Here is a 16,058-nt window from a genome sequence, read left to right on the forward strand (position 1 = left end):
AAGAGTTGTCAGTAACAGAATGACATATTTTTCTATATTGACGGGCCGGATTGAGGGAGATCGGGTCTGGCCAGACCATCGCCCGCGTGCTTCGCGCTAAAAACCCGGTGGGCTGGAAAATTTGCGCCGGTGATTGCGCTGAATCAAAGAGGAATCCGGTCTTTTGCCATTTGTGCCATGTTTTGTCGGTCACGCTGAGAATAGCCGCGTTAGACTGAACATTCCCTCTCTTTAAAATATCTGCTCATGCCACGCACTATAGAACCCTGGAAGATAAACCTGATCTCGGTCTGGTTTGGCTGCTTTTTTACCGGCCTGGCCATCAGTCAGATCATCCCGTTTCTGCCGCTCTACCTTGAGCAGCTTGGCGTAACCGGTGGCGAATCACTGAGCCTCTGGTCGGGTCTTACCTTCAGTATCACCTTTGTGGTTTCGGCGGCCGTAGCCCCGCTGTGGGGCAGTCTTGCCGATCGCAAAGGCCGTAAGCTGATGCTGCTGCGCGCCGCTTTTGGCATGGGCGTGGTAATTCTGCTACAGGCTTTTGTCACCGAAGCCTGGCAGTTGTTGCTGCTGCGTGCCCTGATGGGGCTGACCTCCGGATATATTCCCAACGCCATGGCGCTGGTGGCCGCTCAGGTGCCGCGTGAACGCAGCGGCTGGGCGCTGAGCTGTGTCTCAACCGGTCAGATTGGCGGGGTGATTCTGGGACCGATGCTGGGCGGGCTGCTGGCAGACTGGGTCGGTTTGCGTACGGTGTTTATTGTCACCGCAGCGCTGCTGATGGTCAGCTTTCTGGTGACGCTGTTCCTGATCAAGGAGACCGGTTACACCCCGGTGAGTAAAAAGGAGAAGCTCAGCGGACGCGAGGTTTTCCGCTCGCTGGATAATCCAAAACTGATGCTCTGCCTCTTTTTCACCACCATGGTGATCCAGATGTGCAACGGATCGGTGAACCCGATCCTGACGCTCTTTGTGCGGGAACTGGCACCCACCGCTGAGAATATCGCTTTTCTTAGCGGAGTCATCGCCGCGCTGCCTGGCGTCTCTGCACTGCTGGCCGCGCCTCGTCTGGGACGACTCGGCGATCGCATCGGTACGCAGCGTATCCTGCTGGCAACGATGGTCATCTCGCTGCTGCTGTTTATCGCCATGTCGTTTGTCACCAGCACGACACAGCTGGGGGTATTACGTTTTCTGCTGGGCTTTGCCGATGGCGCGATGATGCCCGCGGTGCAGACGCTGCTGGTGCGTCACTCGCGTGACAACATCACCGGCCGGATCTTCGGCTATAACCAGTCCTTTATGTATCTCGGCAATGTCGCGGGTCCGCTGCTGGGCGCCGCGGTGTCGGCGGTGGCCGGTTTCCGCTGGGTCTTTTTTGCCACCGCCGTGGTCGTGCTGATTAACGTGCTGTTTCTGAAGCGCTTTTACCGGCGTCCGAAGACAGCGCTGCCCGCGTCGGCTGGCAAATTGTCAGTTCAGCCTGCCAGCGCTGCTGAGTCAGTAAAAACTCAGGACTGACGCTGGGGCTCCAGGAGTCATCGCCGCCGACACCCATGTGGCAGGCATCCAGATGCAGCCAGCAGCCCGCTTCCGGACGCAGATGGTGGCGGTGTGATGCCTCCCGCAACTGCTCCAGGCTGAAACGGCTCAGTGAGAAAGCGAAATCGCCGCTGACCTGCCAGCTGCCGCTGTCGAGCTGACGGGTGCCGCAGCGCAGACCGTTCTCACCCGGGAAAACATAAGGCGTTGAGAGCTGATCCAGCGGCAGCTCCCAGCGGGAAAACTGCGCGGCCAGCTGGCGATCGGGATAGTTTTCATGCGGACCCAGGCCGAGCCAGCTCACCTGTTGTGGTATCTGCGTCAGCTCACAGCGTAATCCGATGCGCGCGGGCGGGAGCAATCCGCGCGACTGCTCAACGGAAAGCTGCAACTGCAATTCACCCTGCGCATTGATCAGATAACGTTTACGGCTGATAAAGGCGATCTGGCCATGGGCGAGCCAGCTGTGCAGCGTCTCAATCTGCACCGCCTGTGGCAACGCATTCGCCGTCATCGACACCAGCTGGCTGCTCATCTGGTCATAACCCGCTGCTTTCCAGCGCTCGACCCAGGCATTGGGATCAACCCGTTCCGCTTCGCTGGTGCCGATGTCATTGTCGAGCGGGGCGCGAATAAAGCAGTCCTGAAGCGGTGAAAGCAGTGTGGGCTGTTCATCCACAAACCACTGCGTCAGTTCGCCGCTGTGGCGTGAAAAATGCCAGCGTTGCTGCTGATGGGTGATGACAATCTCACGGGTATCATCGTGCAGGCCCGGTGCGTGGCCGCTCTCCGGCTTTGATGGCAGCGCCAGCGACGAGGGCAGCGCCCATTGGTGCCAGGCGACACGCCAGTCAGCGGCGCTCCATTGGGTCGGTTGAATCTGATGAACCGCGACGTTCAGCCAGCATTCGCCCTGTAATGCTGGCGGTGACGGCAGCGTGATCCGCTGCTGGCCCTGTGGAGCGATATCCAGCGGCACTTCTCCTTCCGTCACCACACGACCCGCCTGTTCGATGCGCCAGCGCAGCACTTCGTTGTCACTGTGGCGGAACAAATAGTCGCTGCTGACCGTAAAGCTCAGCGGATCGCCGGGATCGACGGCAAACTGCCAGAACTGCTGGGCGCACTGCGCCTCATAAAGCGCCGGATGCGGCGTGCGATCGGCAAATACCAGCCCGTTCATACAGAACTGACGATCGTTGGGTTTATCGCCAAAATCGCCGCCGTAGGCCTGCCAGGGTTCGCCCTGATCGTCATAGCGGGTCAGGCTCTGATCAACCCAGTCCCAGACGAAGCCGCCCTGCAGACGCGGGAACTGGCGGAAGGCCTGCCAGTACTTAGCAAAACCGCCAAAGCTGTTGCCCATGGCATGCGCGTACTCACACAGGATCAGCGGACGCGTCTCACCCGGCAGACCGATCCACTTTTTCAGCGACCATTTCGGCACCGCCGGGAAGGGCTGATCTTCATCAACCCTGGCATACATCGGGCAGATGATATCGGTAGCAGCGGTATCCGCACCGCCGCCTTCATACTGAACCGGACGGGTTGGATCGCTGCTTTTTACCCAGCGGTAGAGCGCATCGTGTGTGGCACCATGTCCTGACTCATTGCCCAGCGACCAGATAATAATGCTGCAGTGATTACGATCGCGCTGCACCATGCGCGTCACGCGTTCGCTATAGGCGGCAAACCAGCGGGGATCATCGGAGAGCCGGTTCATCGGCTGCATGCCGTGGGTTTCGATATTGGCCTCATCCACCACATAAAGCCCATAGTAATCGCACAACCGGTACCAGAGCGGATGATTAGGATAGTGTGAACAGCGCACCGCATTAAAATTGTGCTGCTTCATCAGCTCAATGTCGCGGCGCATCGTCGCCTCATCCACCACCTGACCGCGCTCCGGATGATGTTCATGACGGTTGGTGCCGCGGATCAGCAGCGGCTTGCCGTTCAGACAGAGCAGTCCGTTGTCGATGGTGACCTGACGGAAGCCGACATCATAGGCTTCCACCTCGATCAGCTGTTGATTCTCATCCAGCAGCGCCAGCGTGGCGCGATAGAGGTGGGGTGTTTCGGCACTCCACAGCGCAGGCTGTTCCACCGGCAGGCTGAGCAGGGCGCGTTCGGGATAGTGACCCCGCTCGTCAATAATGGCACTGCCCAGCGGCTGCTGACACTGAGCAATCTGCTGTTCACCCTGCCACAGCGTCAGGCGCAGCTGATAGCGCGAGCTGACGTCAGCTGGCAGAGCAACACGAACCCGGGCACGCAATTCGGCACGGTAAAACTCCGGGCTGAGCCGGGTTTCCAGCTGAACATCTGCCAGATGCACCTGCGGTTTATGCATTAACGTGACGTCACGGAAAATACCGCTCATCCGCCACATATCCTGATCTTCCAGATAACTGCCGTCGCTCCAGCGCAGCACCATCACTGCCAGCCGGTTTTTGCCCGGCCGCAGATAAGGCGTCAGGTCGAATTCAGCGGGCAGACGACTGTCCTGAGAGTAGCCAATCCAGTGTCCGTTGCACCACAGGTGAAAGGCCGAGTTTACGCCGTCAAAAATGATGCGTGTCTGCCCATTATGCAGCCAGGCTGCGTCAGCGCCGAATGTGAGCGAGTAACATCCGGTTGGATTCTCTGTGGGTACCAGCGGAGGAGTAACCGGAATCGGATACTGCACGTTGGTATAAATGGGCGCATCGAAGCCGTGCATCTGCCAGTTGGCCGGAACCGGAAGGGTCGTGGTGTCCGGCAGATCCTGCAGTAACCAGCTGGCCGGGACCGCTTCAGGCTGTGTAAAATAACGGAAACCCCACTCTCCGTTGAGGCTCTGCAGTGACGCCGAGGGGCTGTCATCCCGCGCGGCTACTTCATCTCGCCAGCTGGCGAATGGCGGGTGCGCATCCAGCCGATGCAGCGAGGTCACGACCGGATTTTCCCAGTCGCGCCGGGAGAGGATGTCACTGAAAGCAGCCTGAGAGAGAGTCATGTTTATATCCTGTAAATGTAATGCGCTCACAATGCGCAAAATTACGCCGCCTGTAAAGTGTTCACCCTCCCGATTTGCACAAATAATTTGTGCTGTAATCCAGCCGGGATGTTGAGATTGTGCCGCCTTAATGGTGGTAAATCGTTAAGTCTGGTCAGCAAAGATGAATAGTCGCCGGATGCGGAAGAATCTCACTTGTCGCCATGCAGGTGGCTCCATACACTCAGCCCGATTTCATCACCCTGAGGTAGATATGGTACGAATCTTTAAGCTGGCTGCCGTTGTGGCATTGGTTACTGCATTAAGCGGATGTATTTTCCCGCCTCCAGGCGGCGGCGGCGGTGGCTGGGGCGGACACGGCGGCGGACCAGGCCGCGGATTTGTCGATCCTCGCTAAGCAAAAGACCGATTTCGGGCGGGCGAAACGTTTAACCATAGCGTTGATTGCAGGGAAAACGTTTCGCTCGCAAGGTTAGCCGGAATCGTCTGAGCAGACGGTGAGGAATGCGGGCTAACTCACTGAAAAAAGTAGCGGTTACCCTCTGTTTTTTTAACCAGCGTGGTGATAATTTCAGCTTTTCTCCACCGCTGAGATAACAGCATGAAAAATCTGATTGCTGAATTGCTGGTAAAGCTGGCTGAAAAAGAGGCGACAGCCAAAGAGTAGATGGCGCAAATCGAAGCGCTGGAGATTGTTGTTACCGCACTGGTTCGCAAGCTGGAGCCGCAACAACATCTGGCTATAACCACCAGTATTGAAACCGCAATAGACAATGTGGCCGATGCCGGAGATGAAAATGCGCAACTGCTGCGCAATTACATCGAAAAGTTACTCAGACATCCTCGTCAGTAACAATCCCAGTGCCTGACTGGAATGGGATCTTCACATCACTTTAACCTGAAACATTTTCCGCTTTGCTTATTCGCTGCCAGAATAACAAAGGACAATCCACTGTGGAGATAACAAGATGAAAGTCGGTTTAATGGCGATGATGATGGCGGGCCTGCTGGTCAGTGGACTGGCCGGTGCGGCGGAAAAGACCCCGCAGCAGGAGAAGATGACGATGTGTAACCAGCATGCTAAATCACAGGATCTTAAAGGGGATGCGCGCAAAACCTTTATGAGTGAATGCCTGAAAAAGGACAGCAAGCTGTCGCAGATGTCACCGCAGCAGATGAAAATGAAAAGCTGTAACGGCGAAGCTGGTGATAAAAAACTGGCGGGCGATGCGCGTAAAACCTTTATGAGCCAGTGCCTGAAAAAAAGCTGATTATCCCCACGGTCACGCAGGTGGCCGCTTCTCCTTTCCGCGCAATGCTGATTAAATTCCCTTCTATAACAGCATGTTAAACTTCTGATAAGCATTCATCGCCAGGCTTCCCGGTTCTTTTGCCACACTTACTGTTTGTGGGGATTTGCGCAGCACTCTGTTTTGCCGCGCAGCACAAGACAAGAACCGTTAAAGGAGCCATGTCGTGAACTATCAATTTACCGTCGACCTGAACGATCTGCCCCAGCGCCAGCCGGTTAAAAAAACGCTCGGCGAGGTGGAAGTGTTGCTGATCCGCGAAGGTGACAATGTACGTGCTTATCAGGCGAAATGCCCGCACGCAGGCGCGCCGCTGGAGCAGGGCGCGATTTGCGGCGATCGGCTGGTCTGTCCGTGGCACAAAGCCGCGTTTAATCTGGCCAGTGGAAAAATGTGTGAACCGCTGGCGTTAGCCGATCTCAAACAGTATCCGCTGCGCATTGAAGAGGGTCGGGTGCTGGTGAATCCTAAAGCGATGTCGCCCGCGGCGCCGATTGGCAGTGGAGCAGCCGCACCGGTCTATGTGGTGCTGGGTGGTGGAGCGGCGGGCAGCGCAGCGCTGTGGCGTCTGCGCCATGAAGGCTTCAAAGGCCGCGTGATTCTGGTTGAGCGGGAAGCGGATGCGCCTTACGACCGCACCGCGCTGACCAAATTTGTGCCGTCGGGCAAAATGGATATCAGCGAGGTGCCGCAGCTGCTGAAAGCGGATGTGATGGATCACGTTGAACGACTTCAGGCTACCGTGAGTCGCCTGGATGCTCAGCAGCAACGGCTGATCTTTGAGGATGGCGAGACGCTCGCCTTCGACAAACTGCTGATCGCCAGCGGCGCGTCGCCAGTCCGCCCCGATTTGCCGGGCAGCGATCTTGATGGGGTCCATCTGCTGCGCAGCAAAGCGCAGACCGATGAGCTGCTTCAGGCGGTGGATGCCAGTCATAAGATCGTGATTATCGGCAACAGTTTTATCGGCACCGAACTGGCGTCGGCGCTGCGTAATCGTGACATTGACGTGACGGTAATCGCCCGTCAGGCGTTGCCCTTTGCTAAACAGTTTGGCGATCAGATTGGCCGCTATTTCTATCAGCTGCATGAGCAGAACGGCGTGAAGTGGGTGCAGGGCGAGATCGAAGCACTGCAGGGCGACCAGCAGGTGAGTGGCGTGCAGCTCAAGGGCGGACGGTTGCTGGACGCGACGGTGGTGCTGTTTGCCACCGGGGTCGAACCGGCTACCGACTTTATCCACGATCTCCCGCTGGCAGAGGATGGCAGCCTGCAGGCGGATGAGCAGTTGCGGGTCGCTGACAATATCTGGGTGGCGGGTGATATCGCCACGTATCCGTCGGCGCAGGGGCCGCTGCGCATTGAGCACTATCGCGTCGCGCATCAGCAGGGACAAACCGCCGCATGGAACATGCTGGACCAGACCGTCGCGTTTGATCGTGTGCCGTTCTTCTGGACTACGCAGTATGGCACCCGTTATGAGTATCTGGGCCATGCCAAAGAATGGGATTCATTCCAGCTGCTTGGCTCGCTGGAGGATAAAAAGTTTATGGCGTTTTATGGCCAGCAGGGGAGGCTGGCGGCAATCTGCTCATGCGGCATGTATACGCTGACCGCTGAGCTGGTGGAGCGGATGCAGCAGCCGATGACGTTTGCCGACGCGGTGGCGCTCTGTCAGGAACAGATCCGTTAATATCTGTTAAGCTGGAGGCAAGGCGGGCCAGCGTGCGGGGCCGCCTTGCACATCCTTTGTTGAGCGGTTAGCTGCGGCTCAGTTTCTCTGACTTCGCCATGCACTGCAGCATCGCTTCCATCACCGCCGAGCGCATGCCTTTCTCTTCCAGCACTTTCACCGCTTCGATGGTGGTGCCGCCCGGAGAGCAGACCATATCTTTGAGTTCAGCCGGATGTTTTCCGGTGGTCAGCACCATCTGCGCCGCCCCTTTCACCGCCTGTGCAGCAAACTGATAGGCCTGAGCGCGTGGCATGCCGCCCAGTACGGCCGCATCGGCCATCGCTTCGATAAACATAAACACGTAGGCCGGCGCAGAACCGCTGACGCCGACCACGGAGTGAATCAGATATTCATCCACCACGGCCGCTTTGCCGAAGCTTTCAAAAATCGCTATCACCTCGTCGATTTCCGCCTGCTCAACCAGCACGTTGGGCGTGACCGAGGTCATGCCTTCGCTGACCAGCGAGGGAGTATTCGGCATCGCACGGACAATTTTACGATCGTAACCCAGCACCGATGAGAGCGAATCGAGCGTCACCCCAGCCGCAATCGACACCACCAGCGCCTCTTTTTTCAGGCTGCCTGTCAGCTCTTTTAAGACTTTCAGAATGACATTGGGTTTGACCGCGCCGAACAGGATGTCCACTTCACGCGCCAGCGCTTCAGCGCTCTCTGCTGCGTTGATGCCATACTGCTCTGCCATCGCCTGGTTGGTCTCTGCTTTGCGATCGTAAACGAAGATATCAGACGGGGCGATTTTGCCGCTGTTGACCAGTCCGCCGATAATGGCTTTCGCCATATTTCCCCCGCCGATAAACCCGATTTTCTTTGCCAGCATCGCCATCTCCTTAGGACATTATTCGTTTTTCTCAGTGAGCTAGCTTACTTCAGCCAGCCTGAATAACAAGTCAGCCGGGCGCAGGCTGGAAAGCACGCCGCAAATAAAATTTGCCATTTAGGGGGAACCCGGCAAGATCTTACTCTTCTCTGACTGTAAGGAATCATGATGTTTATCTGGGTCGATGCCGATGCCTGTCCGAATGTAATCAAAGAGGTGCTCTACCGCGCAGCCGACCGCACCGCAACTACCATCACTTTTGTGGCGAACCAGTTTCTGCGTGTGCCGCCCTCACCGTATCTGCGCACCCTGCAGGTGCCTGCCGGATTTGATGTGGCGGACAATGAGATCGTCAGACGTTGTCAGCCAGGCGATCTGGTGATCACCGCCGATATCCCGCTGGCAGCAGAGGTGATTGAGAAGGGTGCGGCGGCGCTGAATCCGCGCGGCGAGCGTTACTCACCGGCGACGATACGTGAACGCCTGACGATGCGGGATTTTATGGATACCCTGCGGTCAAGTGGGGTGCAGACCGGCGGCCCCGCGGCGATGAGTCCGCGTGACCGCCAGCAGTTTGCAAATGAGCTTGATAGCTGGCTCACCCAGCAGAAACGCTGAAGTTAAACGAAGCTGTCGTCGTCGTAATCGTTGCCGCCAAAATCATTGAGATCGCTGTTGTCGGCATAATTACTGTCCCAGCCCGTATTCTGGTCGAGGAAGGCGTTGTCGTTACCGCCGTTAAAGGTATCGGCATTGTCATCGCCACCGTTGAAGGTGTTGAGATTGTCATTCACATCGGGCAGGGGTGGCTCATTGATGATGTTCACAATCTCTTCCGGCTGTGAATGGTGGAACATGCTGGTCAGCATATCGGCCATCACCACACCGCCCGCCACACCCACAGCAGTCTGCAGTGCGCCGCCGAGGAAACCGGTGCCGCGTGGTGCAGGCGCTTGTGCAGGCGCATATTGCGGCTGAGCCGGTTGCTGTGGCGCACTGTTCCACGGTGACGATTGCTGTTGCTGCTGCACAGGCGATTGCTGACGCGAACCGCTGCCAAACAGCCCGGACAGAAAGCCGCCGCTGCTCTGTGCAGGTTGCTGCTGCTGTTGCTGGGCCAGCTGGCTTTCCAGCGCCGATACTTTCTCATTGAGTTTTTTCAGCGCCGCTTCCTGAATCAGGATCGCCTGTGCCATGTAGTAAGGCGCGCCCGGCTGCGCCTGCAGATGCTGGTTAATCAGTTGTTCGGCAGCGGCATCGCGTGCCACGGTCTGGCTTTCAGCCTGTTTCAGACGGCTGAACAGCCCTTCGATCAGTTGTTGTTCTTCGCGTTGCATGATGACTCTCCTGTGGCGATTGTTACCAGTATATGTGGGCGCCAGCGTGAAAAGTAAAATCGGGGCAGTAAGCAAATATTGCCGACGCATTTTAGCCGCTCTTTTGCGGAGTTTTTATCGCTCTGTTACGGCCCTGATGCACAAAACGTGCATGCATTTCCCCTTGAAAACACAAAGATTGTCGCTGTTCAGGGGACGAAAATGCGTAAATCGTGCCTGACAGGTAGAGGCCATAATAATTTCCAGTTATTATGCGTCGCATTAATAAGCTCACCATGCAGCCGCATCGCGCGGTCAGGCGGAGGAACGGCCCTGATGTCACTACCCATCTTTTTGATTGGCGCTCGCGGTTGCGGCAAAACCACGGTCGGCGAGGCGTTGTCGCGGGCGCTGGGCTACGCCTTTACGGATACCGATCACCATCTGCAACTCAGCACGCAGCGGAGCGTGACGGAGATTGTGGCGGAGGAAGGCTGGGAAGGTTTCCGCGCCCGTGAAACGGAATCGCTTAAAGCGGTGACGGCACCCGGAACCGTCATTGCCACCGGCGGCGGCATGATTCTGGCTGAAGAGAACTGTCGTTTTATGCAGGAGCAGGGCCAGGTGATCTGGCTTAGCGCGTCCCCCGAGGTGCTGGCAGAGCGGCTGGAAAGTGAACCTGAAGCGGCCCAGCGTCCGACCTTAACCGGCCGTCCGATTGCTGATGAGATGAGTGATGTGCTGCGTGAACGTGCGCATCTCTATCAGGCTGCGGCCCATCATCAGGTGAATGCGATGCAATCGCCTGAGTGCGTGGTAGAGGAAATTCTGCTGTCACTCTCTCTGGCGCGCGCCAGCTAACCCTCAGATTTTTCCCGCTTTGATCCCGCTTCAGACGGCATTGTCTATACTTATCCTATGACAGGCAGCGGCCTGTCCTGTGGAATGTTATTCAGACAAGAGGGACACAGTATGCCGACCAGACCACCGTATCCACGTGAAGCGAAAGTTGTGCCTGTTGAAAAGGGCACTGAAGGTAATAAAGTAACCTCTTACGAATTGCGTGCTGATCATCCCAAACCGAATTCATTAATCAGTGAGCACGAAACGGAAGAAGAAGCACGTGACGCTAAAGCGCGCTACGAAGACGTTGAAAAAGAGTAAAGCTTCACTGCTGGCAGGGACGCCAGCCTGTTACACCGGATAACTGCTTATTACTGACCCGCCTGACGCTGTGCCTGAACCACGCCTCTTTTTACTCCCATCTGAAGTCGATCGGGTTATTTAAGAAGCGAAATTGACGCAGATTTACTGTCGAATGCTCTCTGCGTATGCTTCTGTTCTGCACTCTCCTTGTCTCACCAGATAAAGCCCCGCTAATCATTTTTATCCCCTTATTTTCTCTGCTGCCGATCTCTGTGTGAATCAAATTGTCGCTTGACCGATTCAGCGCCACGTTTTATTTTCATCAAACCAACAGAGGAACTTAGTTCCATATAGTGGAACACGTAACATGACCACACTTGAAAATGCTGCCGCCGTACTTCGATTGTTTCAGCACAAAGGTGTGACGCAGGGGCATGTTGGTCTCTCATTCAGTGAGGTGGTTGAGGCGTTAAACCTGCCAAAAAGCACCGTTTCGCGTCTGCTGGCCACCATGGAAAGTCAGGGGCTGCTGGAGCGGAATGCGGATACGCGCGGTTATCACATTGGTCGCGTATTGCTGGCTGCCGCCGGACATTATCTTTCGGCACCGCTGGTTGACAGCGTTTCAGCGGCGATGGTCAGGCTGGCTGCGAAGACCGGCTGCATGGGTTACGTGTCGAAGCTCGACGGGCGGGAAGTATTAGTGATGCGTATGTTTCATGGGCGTCACTTTACGCAGATGGTCACGCCGCCGGGCAGTCGGATGCCGGCTGCCGCGACCTCAACCGGCCGGGCGCTGTTAGCGCAGTTAAGTGATGAAGAGGTGCTGGCGCGCTTCCATGATCAATGGCAGGTCGCATCAGCGAACTCGCCGCAAAGTCCTGAGGCACTCTGTGCCAGACTGGCTGAGATCCGCCAGCAGGGCTGGTCACTGGCCCGAAATGAATCGCTGCCAGGCATCAGCTCGCTGTCAGTTATTGTTCATAACAAACATCATGGCGAAACGGTGGCACTCTGCCTGTCGTTTCCGTCTATGGAGTCTGAACCGGGTTTCCCGTCAGAGCTCCTTGAAGCATTACGCGCAACGGCCACTGAGATGACCGAAAAATATGGCGCGTAACTGCACACCGTTTTTATCGGCGTAGTACTTTCGCCACACCAGGGAAAACAAAGGCCTTCGGGCCTTTTTCTTTCAATCTGATCGCCACGTTTTACGCAGCACTCCGGTTGCCTGTGTCCGTCTCTCATTGCCTCCTGTATCGGTTCAGCATGCGGAGGGACGACCATCTGCAGTGGCTGTTGCAATCTCTGTGCGCATCAGAGCAGTGAAACTGATAACCGGCGTAAACCGGCCAGCGGGCGGGTAGACGTTATTTCATTTCTTCTGGACAAGGACTGGCGGGGACATATGGAACGGGTAAATCCGATTAAGCACGTTGGCGTGGCACTGGTTTTAATTCTTCTCTCCATCGCGGGTGCTATTATTGGCATTCAGCTGATTACCACCATTGGCGTAACGCCTAACACCTCTATTATCGGCGCGCTGTTTGCCATGCTGCTGGCGCGTATTCCGCTGCAGGCATTCCGCCGTTATCGTTCAATTGAAATCCAGAACCTGGCGCAGACCGCCATCTCTTCAGCTACCTTTGGGGCGGCGAACAGTCTGTTGATGCCGATTGCCGTGCCCTGGGCGCTGGGTGAACCGCAACTGGTCCTGCCGCTGTTCTGTGGCGTCAGCGCCGCGATGCTGCTGGATGCCTGGCTGCTCTATCGGCTGTTTGATACCCGCGTCTTTCCGGCCAGTAATGCCTGGCCACCGGGCGTTGCAGCAGCAGAAGCGATCAAAGCGGGTGATAAAGGCGGACGCCAGGCGTGGCTGCTGGTGCTGGGCATTGTGGGTGGCGTCGTCGGTGCCATGCTGAAGATCCCGATGTCTGCCTTCGGCACCGCGTTTATCGGCAATATCTGGGCGCTGTCGATGCTTGGCATCGGTTTTCTGCTGCGTGCCTATGCGCAGCCGGTGGCCGGTATTGATATTAATGCGCTCTATATTCCGCATGGCGTGATGGTCGGTGCCGGTCTGGTAGCGCTGATTCAGGTCGTGATGGTGATTCGCAGCCGCAAAAATGATGCGCTGGTGGTGAGCCGCAATGGCAATGAGGTGCAGCGGGCGCTGGGTTTCGGCAGCGTGGGTTATATCGTGATTTCCGCGCTGCTGGCGCTGGCGGGCGGCCTGTGGAGTGAGATGGGCATCGCGATGCTGCTGCTGTTTGTTCTTTATGCCGCGTTTGCTGCTTTCGCCCATGAACTGATTGTCGGCATTGCCGCTATGCACTCCGGCTGGTTCCCGGCCTTTGCCGTGGCGCTGATTACGCTGATTATCGGCATTCTGATCGGCTTCCCACCGCTGGCGCTCTGCCTGCTCTGCGGCTTTACCGCCGCCACCGGTCCGGCGTTCGCCGATATGGGTTATGACCTGAAGGCGGGCTTTATCCTGCGCGGCAACGGTGCCGATCTGCAGCAGGAGCTCTGGGGACGTCGTATTCAGCTCATCGCAGCTATGATCGCCTTTGTTGTGTCGATTCCGCTGGTCTGGTACGCCCATACCTTCTTCTTTGCTGACAACCTGCTGCCGCCTGTAGCGCGGGTGTATGCCAAAACCATTCAGGCGGGTGCTGAGCCAGGTATCGCCGGTAATCTGCTGATGTGGGCGATTCCGGGGGCCATTATCCAGTTGATCGGCGGGCCGAAACGCCAGCTGGGCGTGCTGCTCGCCACCGGTTTATTAATTAATAACGCCATGGCGGGCTGGGCAGTGGTGGTAGGGATCGCCTTACGCATCGTAATCATCCGAATCTGGGGCGAGCGGGGCAGGTCGCCTATGGAGGTTATGGCGGCAGGCTTTATTGCCGGTGATGCCCTCTACAGCTTCTTTCATTCGCTGTTTGCCAGCAGCAGCAAGAAATAAAAGGATAAAGCATGAGTTTGCAGCAGACCCTGGCGGTTTTTGAGTTACTGGATAGCGCCCACATTGACGGACAGCAGGTGGTGGATCTCTTCGCGGCGTATCCTGATGTTGATGCCCGCTTTACCCGTGTCTCCGGTCCCAAAGGCCGCACCGATTTTGTGCGCATTGATATTCCGGGGACGCAGGGCAAATCAGGCGGCGGCAGTGCACCGACGCTGGGGATTATTGGTCGCCTTGGTGGCATCGGCGCTCGTCCTGGTCGTATCGGCATGGTGTCAGATGCGGATGGCGCGATCGCGGCCGTTGCCAGCGCGCTTAAACTGGCGCAGATGCAGAGCAAAGGCGACAGGCTCGATGGCGACGTCATCATTACCACTCATATCTGCCCGGATGCGCCAACGCGGCCGCATCTGCCGGTCGATTTCATGGACTCGCCGATTGACGATGTCACCATGAATGATAATGAAGCGGTGGCGGGTGTGGATGCGATTCTGTCAATCGACACCACCAAAGGTAACCGCATTATCAACCACAAAGGCTTTGCCCTGTCGCCGACGGTGAAAGAGGGCTACATCCTGCGGGTTTCGGAGGATCTGCTGCGCATCATGGAGATGACCAGCGGCCGTCCGGCGGTGACCTTTCCCATCACCACGCAGGATATTACGCCTTACGGCAATGGGGTTTATCACCTCAACAGCATTCTGCAACCTTCTACCGCCACGGATGTGCCGGTGGTGGGGGTGGCGATCACTGCCGAGTCGGTGGTGCCGGGCTGCGGAACCGGCGCCAGCCATGAAGTGGACATTGCGGCAGCGGCGAAGTTTGCCATTGAGGTGGCCAAGGAGTTTGGTCGTGGAACCTGTCACTTCTACGACGCCGAAGAGTATGCGCGGCTGATTTCACTCTATGGCAGCCTGGCGCATCTGCGTCACCGGAATCACTAAGATGACGAAACCGCTGGTAACGCTGACTATCGGCCAGTCTCCGCGCAGCGATATTCTGCCGCTGCTGCGGCAGCATCTGCCGGATGCGCTGACCGATCACGCCGGTTTACTGGATGGACTCAGCGCGGCAGAGATTGCCGCACGCTTCGCGCCAGCAGCGGGCGACCGGGTTCTGGTGTCGCGGCTGCAGAGTGGCGAACAGGTGCGGCTGGCGGCCTCGAAAGTGGAGCAGGGATTGCAGCGCAAAATCAGTGCGCTGGAGCAGGCGGGCTATGCGACCATTCTGCTGCTCTGCACCGGTGAATTCAGCCGGCTCCGCACCCAGCGTGCGCTACTGCTGGAGCCGGATCGCCTGATTCCACCGCTCATCTGCGCCATGGTGCAGCAGCAGCGGGTCGGCATTGTCGTGCCGGTTGAGGAGCAGATTGTTGAGCAGGCAGGAAAGTGGCAGCAACTGCCCGCGCAGCCCTGCTTTGCGGTCGCCAGTCCCTATCAGGGCGATCAGGCAACCTTCGCCGATGCTGCAAACCGTCTGAAAGCGCAGGGCGCAGCGCTGGTGGTGCTCGACTGTATGGGTTATCACCAGCAGCATCGGATAGGGTTACAGCAGCGGCTGGGCGTACCGGTTTTGCTCTCTAATCAGCTGGTGGCGCGCCTGGCGGCGGAGTTGCTTCCCTGAGGGAAGAGATCACAAACGGCCATCATTTCGCGTGACAGATCAGCGGGTTCCCTTCTACACTGCCAGACACACAACATGTGCTCTGGAGAACTATTATGCTCAACGTTAGTGAGTATTTTGACGGAAAAGTTAAGTCTATCGGTTTTGACAGTGCGAGCACCGGACGTGCCAGCGTGGGCGTAATGGCTGAAGGCGAATACACATTCGGTACCGGCCAGCCGGAGGAGATGACCGTGGTCAGCGGCTCGCTTAAGGTATTACTGCCAGGTGAAACCGAGTGGAAATGGTTTGAAGCGGGTTCGGTGTTTAACGTGCCGGGTCACAGCGAATTTCATCTGCAGGTTGGCGAGCCAAGTTCCTATCTCTGCCGTTACCTGAAAGATTAAAAAAATGGCCGCTTAGCGGTAATGCCAGTCAGTTAAGCGACAGGTGATAACGCAGTCTGGTGCCGGGCAGGGGCTGGCGGTCCTCGCGCCGCTGCGCGGTTCCTTCACTCCATTCCTCTGCCTGACGGACCGCCGGGGATGGCACATCCTGTGCCGCCCCGCCTTTCGCCCGCGTCCTGCGGGCTCTCCTGGCAGA

Annotated in this window: 15 protein-coding genes and 1 pseudogene; 13 read left to right on the forward strand and 3 right to left on the reverse strand. The window is 57.2% G+C overall.

From position 1 onward, the window contains the following. Positions 1-246 precede the first annotated feature (246 nt). Positions 247-1,521, forward strand: coding sequence for a multidrug efflux MFS transporter (locus tag ACO6VX_RS22030; protein WP_284672416.1), 1,275 nt, complete (start codon positions 247-249; stop codon positions 1,519-1,521). Here ACO6VX_RS22030 and ACO6VX_RS22035 read toward each other — a convergent pair. Continuing rightward, positions 1,403-4,540: a beta-galactosidase gene (locus ACO6VX_RS22035; RefSeq protein WP_422458306.1), complete on the reverse strand. Its 3,138-nt coding sequence runs from the start codon at positions 4,538-4,540 to the stop codon at positions 1,403-1,405. The genes ACO6VX_RS22030 and ACO6VX_RS22035 overlap by 119 nt on opposite strands. Before the next feature lie 253 nt (positions 4,541-4,793). Between ACO6VX_RS22035 and ACO6VX_RS22040 the strand changes: the two genes are divergently transcribed. The 4 genes and pseudogenes from ACO6VX_RS22040 to ACO6VX_RS22055 all read left to right on the forward strand — a co-directional run bounded on the left by ACO6VX_RS22040 (position 4,794) and on the right by ACO6VX_RS22055 (position 7,543). Further along, positions 4,794-4,937, forward strand: coding sequence for a hypothetical protein (locus ACO6VX_RS22040; protein ID WP_164480391.1), 144 nt, complete (start codon positions 4,794-4,796; stop codon positions 4,935-4,937). 204 nt (positions 4,938-5,141) lie between these two features. Then, positions 5,142-5,393 (forward strand): annotated as a pseudogene (gene iraP / locus ACO6VX_RS22045) (anti-adapter protein IraP). Positions 5,394-5,508: 115 nt separating this feature from the next. Next, a complete protein-coding gene (locus ACO6VX_RS22050; protein WP_010255256.1) occupies positions 5,509-5,811 on the forward strand; it encodes a PsiF family protein in 303 nt (100 codons plus the stop codon). 205 nt (positions 5,812-6,016) lie between these two features. After that, positions 6,017-7,543: an FAD-dependent oxidoreductase gene (locus tag ACO6VX_RS22055; RefSeq protein ID WP_422458307.1), complete on the forward strand. Its 1,527-nt coding sequence runs from the start codon at positions 6,017-6,019 to the stop codon at positions 7,541-7,543. Between the two features lie 67 nt (positions 7,544-7,610). On the opposite strand, the gene proC is transcribed toward ACO6VX_RS22055, so the two are convergent. Further along, a complete protein-coding gene (proC, locus tag ACO6VX_RS22060; RefSeq protein ID WP_010255263.1) occupies positions 7,611-8,423 on the reverse strand; it encodes a pyrroline-5-carboxylate reductase in 813 nt (270 codons plus the stop codon). A gap of 168 nt (positions 8,424-8,591) precedes the next feature. Between proC and ACO6VX_RS22065 the strand changes: the two genes are divergently transcribed. Then, positions 8,592-9,041: a YaiI/YqxD family protein gene (locus ACO6VX_RS22065; protein ID WP_010255266.1), complete on the forward strand. Its 450-nt coding sequence runs from the start codon at positions 8,592-8,594 to the stop codon at positions 9,039-9,041. 2 nt (positions 9,042-9,043) lie between these two features. On the opposite strand, the gene ACO6VX_RS22070 is transcribed toward ACO6VX_RS22065, so the two are convergent. After that, entirely contained in the window at positions 9,044-9,760 is a 717-nt protein-coding gene (locus tag ACO6VX_RS22070) for a DUF2076 domain-containing protein (RefSeq protein ID WP_132500137.1), read from the reverse strand. Positions 9,761-10,075: 315 nt separating this feature from the next. Here ACO6VX_RS22070 and aroL point away from each other — a divergent pair, with 315 nt between their 5' ends. From aroL to ppnP, 7 genes are all read left to right on the forward strand, one after another. Then, positions 10,076-10,600, forward strand: coding sequence for a shikimate kinase AroL (aroL, locus tag ACO6VX_RS22075; protein ID WP_010255270.1), 525 nt, complete (start codon positions 10,076-10,078; stop codon positions 10,598-10,600). A 111-nt stretch (positions 10,601-10,711) separates the two neighbouring features. Continuing rightward, a complete protein-coding gene (locus ACO6VX_RS22080; protein ID WP_010255272.1) occupies positions 10,712-10,903 on the forward strand; it encodes a YaiA family protein in 192 nt (63 codons plus the stop codon). A gap of 349 nt (positions 10,904-11,252) precedes the next feature. Further along, on the forward strand, positions 11,253-12,005 hold the full coding sequence (locus tag ACO6VX_RS22085) for an IclR family transcriptional regulator (protein ID WP_010255274.1): 753 nt from the start codon (positions 11,253-11,255) through the stop codon (positions 12,003-12,005). Positions 12,006-12,293: 288 nt separating this feature from the next. Then, positions 12,294-13,853 carry an OPT/YSL family transporter gene (locus tag ACO6VX_RS22090; protein WP_010671176.1) on the forward strand — a complete coding sequence of 520 codons (1,560 nt, stop codon included), beginning with the start codon at positions 12,294-12,296 and terminating at the stop codon, positions 13,851-13,853. A gap of 11 nt (positions 13,854-13,864) precedes the next feature. Further along, complete coding sequence (locus ACO6VX_RS22095; protein ID WP_422458308.1) at positions 13,865-14,797, forward strand: DUF1177 domain-containing protein; 933 nt, start codon at positions 13,865-13,867, stop codon at positions 14,795-14,797. Position 14,798: 1 nt separating this feature from the next. Next, positions 14,799-15,476 (forward strand): AroM family protein, encoded by a 678-nt coding sequence (locus ACO6VX_RS22100; RefSeq protein WP_064689911.1) that lies wholly within the window; start codon positions 14,799-14,801, stop codon positions 15,474-15,476. A gap of 95 nt (positions 15,477-15,571) precedes the next feature. Beyond that, positions 15,572-15,862: a pyrimidine/purine nucleoside phosphorylase gene (ppnP, locus tag ACO6VX_RS22105; RefSeq protein ID WP_009091800.1), complete on the forward strand. Its 291-nt coding sequence runs from the start codon at positions 15,572-15,574 to the stop codon at positions 15,860-15,862. The last annotated feature ends 196 nt before the right edge of the window (positions 15,863-16,058 follow it).

The organism is Pantoea sp. BJFS-204, from assembly GCF_049310725.1.
Lineage (GTDB): Bacteria > Pseudomonadota > Gammaproteobacteria > Enterobacterales > Enterobacteriaceae > Pantoea > Pantoea agglomerans.

Bases quoted from the DNA above. Each gene is read 5' to 3' on its own strand.
- ACO6VX_RS22030 (WP_284672416.1), top strand. From the start codon at position 247: ATGCCACGCACTATAGAACCCTGGAAGATAAACCTGATCTCGGTCTGG.
- ACO6VX_RS22035 (WP_422458306.1), bottom strand. From the start codon at position 4,540: ATGACTCTCTCTCAGGCTGCTTTCAGTGACATCCTCTCCCGGCGCGAC.
- ACO6VX_RS22040 (WP_164480391.1), top strand. From the start codon at position 4,794: ATGGTACGAATCTTTAAGCTGGCTGCCGTTGTGGCATTGGTTACTGCA.
- ACO6VX_RS22050 (WP_010255256.1), top strand. From the start codon at position 5,509: ATGAAAGTCGGTTTAATGGCGATGATGATGGCGGGCCTGCTGGTCAGT.
- proC (WP_010255263.1), bottom strand. From the start codon at position 8,423: ATGCTGGCAAAGAAAATCGGGTTTATCGGCGGGGGAAATATGGCGAAA.
- ACO6VX_RS22065 (WP_010255266.1), top strand. From the start codon at position 8,592: ATGTTTATCTGGGTCGATGCCGATGCCTGTCCGAATGTAATCAAAGAG.
- ACO6VX_RS22070 (WP_132500137.1), bottom strand. From the start codon at position 9,760: ATGCAACGCGAAGAACAACAACTGATCGAAGGGCTGTTCAGCCGTCTG.
- aroL (WP_010255270.1), top strand. From the start codon at position 10,076: ATGTCACTACCCATCTTTTTGATTGGCGCTCGCGGTTGCGGCAAAACC.
- ACO6VX_RS22080 (WP_010255272.1), top strand. From the start codon at position 10,712: ATGCCGACCAGACCACCGTATCCACGTGAAGCGAAAGTTGTGCCTGTT.
- ACO6VX_RS22085 (WP_010255274.1), top strand. From the start codon at position 11,253: ATGACCACACTTGAAAATGCTGCCGCCGTACTTCGATTGTTTCAGCAC.
- ACO6VX_RS22090 (WP_010671176.1), top strand. From the start codon at position 12,294: ATGGAACGGGTAAATCCGATTAAGCACGTTGGCGTGGCACTGGTTTTA.
- ACO6VX_RS22095 (WP_422458308.1), top strand. From the start codon at position 13,865: ATGAGTTTGCAGCAGACCCTGGCGGTTTTTGAGTTACTGGATAGCGCC.
- ACO6VX_RS22100 (WP_064689911.1), top strand. From the start codon at position 14,799: ATGACGAAACCGCTGGTAACGCTGACTATCGGCCAGTCTCCGCGCAGC.
- ppnP (WP_009091800.1), top strand. From the start codon at position 15,572: ATGCTCAACGTTAGTGAGTATTTTGACGGAAAAGTTAAGTCTATCGGT.